4 protein-coding genes are annotated in these 5,901 nt (G+C 70.7%); 3 read left to right on the plus strand and 1 reads right to left on the minus strand.

All coding sequences use genetic code 11. From position 1 onward, the window contains the following. Nucleotides 1–440 (plus strand): hypothetical protein (locus DLJ59_RS36165; protein ID WP_158630758.1); only part of this gene is annotated, 440 nt, incomplete at its 5' end. A gap of 290 nt (nucleotides 441–730) precedes the next feature. After that, a complete protein-coding gene (locus DLJ59_RS36170; protein ID WP_158630759.1) occupies nucleotides 731–892 on the plus strand; it encodes a hypothetical protein in 162 nt (53 codons plus the stop codon). Between the two features lie 81 nt (nucleotides 893–973). On the opposite strand, the gene DLJ59_RS00835 is transcribed toward DLJ59_RS36170, so the two are convergent. After that, nucleotides 974–1,411: a hypothetical protein gene (locus DLJ59_RS00835; RefSeq protein WP_124770612.1), complete on the minus strand. Its 438-nt coding sequence runs from the start codon at nucleotides 1,409–1,411 to the stop codon at nucleotides 974–976. A gap of 311 nt (nucleotides 1,412–1,722) precedes the next feature. On the opposite strand from DLJ59_RS00835, the gene mobF reads away from it, so the two are divergent. Then, nucleotides 1,723–5,901 (plus strand): MobF family relaxase (gene mobF / locus DLJ59_RS00840; RefSeq protein ID WP_124770613.1); only part of this gene is annotated, 4,179 nt, incomplete at its 3' end.

Consider the following 5,901-nt stretch of genomic DNA (forward strand, 5'->3'; position numbering starts at 1 on the left):
CATACCGGGACCTGGTCCGCGGCTGCGCAACGATCACCCAAGTCGTCCACGCCGCCCACCCCCAGCCAGGAGACTGCCTGCCCCTGCCCGCGATCAGCCTCCCGCAGGACGCCGACGACGTACGCCGCCAACTCGACATGCTCACCGGCAACCTCTTCGACGAGCACGCCCAGGCGGTGAACCAGCAGTGGCTCACCGCCAGCCGAACCTGCACCCACCTGACGGCAGACAACGTCATCGCCATCAAGGAGCTCTACTACGGCTGGTACCAACTCCTCGGCGCCCTCAACGCCCGCATGCAGGGCCAGCCCGGTCTCGACGATGTCGAAAAACTCGCCGCCAACCTCGCCTACACGCTGGTGACCTACCTCCGCGCCTACCCCACCGCACCGGTCAGGCAACTACGCCTACGTCTCACCGGACGCCACGCCCGCCCGTAGGAGACGCCGCGCATCGCCACTCCGCCCTGACCCGCTTGGGTCTCGCCGGTGTCCGTGGTGCGCGCTGGCCAGTCCCCAGTGGTGACCGACCCGGCCACGTCCGGCAAGCGCCGACCCCAACATCTTGGCCGGCTCGCTGCGCTCCCCGGACCGCTGCGCTCCCAAGATCTCGCGGCCTTCCCGCTTGCCCGCCGCCGGCCGCGGCCGGTCCCTCACCGGCCTGTCAGCGCGGCACCCCGGCCCCACCCGGGCAGCAGCGCACCAACCCGAACCGTCAGGAGGACCCACTCATGAGCACCACCGCCACTCCCACTGCCCCGCAGCACCGCTCCCCCACCACGGCGTCCGTCCGCCGCCGGCTCGTGCTGGTCGGGCAGAAGGACGCCTACGACCCGTACAGCGCCGCCGACGCCGCCGAGTACCGGACCGTCCTGCGCTACGGCGACCGCTGACACGCCGCGCCATCACGGTGGCGACATCGCCCGCCCCTGTCGACCGCGCCCGCCGCGCCGTGGTGAAGGCCGCGCCCGACCTCATGCCGTCGACAATGCCGGCTCCTCCTGCGTGCGCATCTCCATGTGCTCATCGACGAGGGCCGGCTGGTCGCCCACGGGGGTCGATTGGTCGCTGGCGCGGGCGAGGGCGGCGCGCACCCCGGCGACAGGAAGCTCGATCATGGCCGCGATCTCCGCGACCGGCTCACCAAGTTTCCGAAGCCGGGCGACCGCCGCATCGGCTTCCCGGTCCAGCCCTCCTGCCCTGCTCTGTCCGGCAGCGAGGATCCGCTGAGCCCGAAGGGCCGCCTCGTCCCGCACCTGACCCGCGCGTGTCACCCGGTCGAAGTAGACCCGCACCGCCTCCGTCACGTTCGCCTCGTACGCCGCGAGCCTCGCCACCCGGGCCGCCCGAACCTCCGACGCCTTCCGCGCCGCCATCCGATTAACACCCGCACCAGAAATTCGCTTAGCCATACCGAAACCCTAGCCACGAGCACCCATTACCAACAAGACCGAGTCGCAATTTCAAGCCACGTCAATCCAACCACAAACAACCGAAAAGAAAAGCCGCCTAAACCCCGCCACAAAACCGTTTCTACCAGCGCAAACGTGGATCCACAGCTTCAAAAGAAAACGCCGACACACCTCTTGCAGATGCTCTTGCCATGGATCGCCTGCGGCGGGTACCGTCCCCTCTCCCCCTCAAATAAACGGCGCAAACAATCGCGCCAACGAAGTCGGATGGGGGGCGAATTCGACGCAAGGGGAGGGGTGGTCGCCCAGTGATGACGTTGCACAAGCTGTCGGTCGGCGACGGCTACACCTACCTCACCCGACACGTCGTCGGCGGCGACCGCGACCGGCTTCCCGGGCAGGACGCGACCGACTACTACACCGCCCCCGGCAACCCTCCGGGCCGGTGGGGCGGTCGAGGTCTGGCCCCGCTCGGTCTGGCCGGGCAGGTGTCCGAGGAGCAGATGCGGCACCTGTTTGGCCAGGGGATGCACCCCGATGCCGATGCCATCATCGCCCGGCATCTCGCTACCCGGGTTCGGCCCGGCATGGACAACGAGGAGGTCGAGCGGCTCACGCAGGAGGCGATCCGTCAGGCCACCCTCGGGCGCCGTTTCCCCGTCTACGCGACCCTGCAGGACTTCGACACCCGTGTCGAGCAACGGCTCGACGTGGTGCGCGCCGAGACGGGGCGGAAGCCGACACGGGCCGAGACAGGCAAGGTACGCGCCGAGGAGGCCCGCCGGGCCCGGGGTGCCGTCGCCGGCTACGACCTCGTCTTCACCCCCGTGAAGAGCCTCGTCCTGCTGTGGGCCCTCGACGAGCGCGAGTGGGTCCGCGACGCGGTGAAGGCGATCCACGAGCAGGCTCGCGACTCCGCGCTACAGCTGTTGGAGAAGCATGCGGCGTTCACTCGCAGCGGCGATACCGGGCAGGCGCAGCTGGACACCCGCGGCCTGGTCTACGCCATGTTCGACCACTACGACTCCCGCGACGGCGACCCGAACCTGCACACCCACGTCGCAATCAGCAACAAAATCCAGGGAGCGGATGGGAAGTGGCGCAGCCTCGACGGCGGCCCGTTGCACCGCGTCGCGGTCGCCGCGTCCGAGCACTACAACTCCACCATCGAAACCCTCGCCATCCAACACCTCGGGGTGGAGTTCGCGGTCCGCCCCGACACCGTGGGCAAGCGGTATCCGGTCCGGGAGGTAGCCGGTGTTCCGCGCGACGTGATCGGGACGTTCTCGTCGCGGCGGTCGCAGATCGAGGCCCGCTACGAGCAGTTGGTCGTCGACTTCCGCCGTGCCCACGGCCGCGACCCCGACAACCAGGCGGCGTTCCGCCTCGCGGGCCAAGCCAATCTCGACACCCGCGGCCCCAAACCCGCTCCCCGTTCCCTCGCCGCACTCCGCGAGGAGTGGACGGCCCGACTGCACGCCGAACACGGCCAATCGGCCGCGGGATCCCTTGCCCAGGTCGTCACCGCCACCGGCCCCACCCACAGACACGAGACGGTTTCCACAACGTTATCCACAGACCAGATCGGGGCCCTTGCCGCTCTGGCGGTGCGGCGGGCAGAGGGATCCCGGTCGACGTGGACGGTGTGGAACCTACGTGCCGAAGCCGACCGGCTGCTACGCGAACCACCAACCACCGTCGCCCCTCGCGGGCTGCGCTTCACCGATCAGCATGATCGCGCGGAGGTGCTGCAGCAGGTCGTCCACCAGGCCGTCACCGCGCTCTGCGTACCCGTGACGGCCGAGCCGGATCTGGTCGAGCCGGCCGGGTTGCGCCGCGAGGACGGAACGTCGGTGTTCATGCAGCACGGCGCCGCCCGCTACACCAGCCAGGCGATCCTCGACGCGGAACAACGCCTCCTCGACGCCGCCCGCACCCCGACCGTCCTGGGCTACGCGGCCACCGCCGTGCAGGCGACGCTTGATGGTTACGAGGCCACCACCGGCACCACGCTCGATGCCGGGCAGCGGGCCATGGTCGTCGCGTTCGCCACCGACGCGCGGCTGATCGCCGTTGGGCTCGGCCCCGCTGGCGCCGGAAAGACCACCACCATGCGCGCGTACCAACACGTCGTCGCCGCCCACGGCCAGCGACTCATCCCCCTGGCCACCTCCGCCGCCGCGTCCGCCGTCCTCAGCGCCGACCTCGGCGTCCCCACCGAAAACCTGCACAAGTTCGTCCACGAACACACCACCCACCGGCACGCCGACAGCAGCTTTCCCACTGAGAAAGAGTTCTTCCGGGTACGGCCCGGCGACGTCATCCTCGTCGACGAAGCCGGCCTCGCCGGCACCCACAACCTCGACGCCCTACGCGACATCGCCACCCGCCATCGCGCCCTCGTACGCCTCCTCGGAGACCACCGGCAACTCGCCGCCGTCGAGTCCGGCGGCGCACTGCGCCTGCTCGCAACGGAGGCCGGCGCCGTCGAACTCACCGCCCTGCACCGCTTCACCACAGCTGCCGAAGCCGACGCCACCCGCCGCCTCCGCGACGGCGACACCACCGCCCTCGACCACTACCAGAGCAACGGCCGGATCCGCGGCGGCTCCTACGAGGCAATGGTCGAACAGGCCTACACCGCCTGGCACACCGACATGACCGCAGGCTTGACCACCCTCATGTCGTCGTCCACCAGCGCCGGCGTCACCGCCCTGTCCGCCCGCGCCCGCGCCGACCGCGTCACCGCCGGTCAGGTCGAACCCGACGGCGCCAACCTGCACGACGGCAACCGCGCCGGCCGCGGGGACTGGATCGTCACCCGCCTCAACAGCCGCACTATGACCAGCAACCGGGGCAAGGACTGGGTTCGCAACGGCGACGCCTGGACCGTCACCCAGCGCCGCAGCGACGGGGCCCTCACCGTGAAACACCAGCAGCACGGCGGCACCCTCACCCTCCCCGCCGCCTACGTCGCCGCGCACGTCGAACTGCTCTACGCCACCACGGTCCACCGCGCCCAGGGCGCCACCGTCGACACCGCCCACGCCCTCATCACCGACGACATGGCCCGCGAACACCTCTACGTCGCCGCCACCCGCGCCCGCCAGCACACCACCCTCTACGCCGTCACCCACCGCATCCTGCCCCTAGACGAGGACGCCCGCCTCGACCGCACTGGCTACGACCCACACGCCCGCACCGCCCGGGAAGTCCTCGAAACCGTCCTCGCCACCGAAGGCGCGCAAACCTCCGCCACCGAAGCCATCACCCACGCCGCCGACCAGGCCCACAGCCTCGCCACCTTGGTCCCCCGACTGCGCTACGCGGGCGAACTCGCCGACAACCAGCGCCTGCACACCCTCGTCTCCGACGCACTCGGCCCCGACGCCGGCGCGGTGCACCGTGACGCCGCCTGGCCTAGCGTCGTCCGCGCGCTGCGCACCGCCGAGAGCAACGGCTGGGACCTGCACCAAGTCCTCGCCAACACCGCCCGCCGCGGCACCCTCGCTGGCGCCGAATCCCCCGCTCAACTTCTCACCTGGCGCATCAAAGACCACCTGGACGGCCGCAGCCCAAGTCCCGCCCTCACCCAGCCCAGCGTCGACGACACCGCGCGCTACGCCGCTCTTCTGGGACCGATCCTGCGTACGGCCGTGCCCCTCGACCCCACCGACGCGACCCACCCACCGCGGCTTCTTGCCAGCGAACCCACCTCACACGACGGCGACCACCGACAGCTGATCGCCACCGTTCTCGGCGACCGAAAGGCCGACCAAGCTACCGACGAGCCCGCCTGGCCAGCCCTCACCGCCGCGATCCGCCGCGCCGAACACGCCGGACACGACGCCCTCACCGCCGTCGCCACGGCCGCTCTGGCTCGACCCCTGCACGACGCCCGGTCCCTCTCCGAAGTCCTCGCCTGGCGCCTCAACCAGCACCTCGACACCACCCCGCCACCCGTCGAAGCCGGCACCACCGACGGCTGGCGCACCCTCGCCTGGACCCTCAAGGCCGCCGAAACACAGGGCCACCCCGCCGAACAACTCCTCACCGCCGCGCGCCCCGGCAGCGACCTCGACAGCATCCGCCACCAACTCCACAGCCTCACCCGCCCCGCCCCCGAGGCCGGGCCGGTTCCCTGGCTCGACGCCACTTCCCGTACCGCCGACACCGCCTTGACGGCCTACCTCGAAGACGCCACCCAGCTCATCCAGCAGCGGGTCAACAAGGTCACCGACCGCGCCCTCACCGAGCAACCAGCCTGGCTCACCGGACTCCAGGGCGACGCCACCCAGCCGAACGAGCACGCGACGTGGCGGACCCACGTGGCGACCGTCGCGGCCTACCGCGACCAGTACCAGATCACCGGCGACGATCCCGACCAACCCATCGGCCCTTACGTCCCCCAGCACCACGCCGGGCACCGGGCATACCTCTACGCCGCCGACGCCGTCGCTCGCCCACCCGGCACCACGGCCCTGCTGGAG

The organism is Micromonospora inaquosa (genome assembly GCF_003857055.1).
GTDB lineage: Bacteria > Actinomycetota > Actinomycetes > Mycobacteriales > Micromonosporaceae > Micromonospora > Micromonospora inaquosa.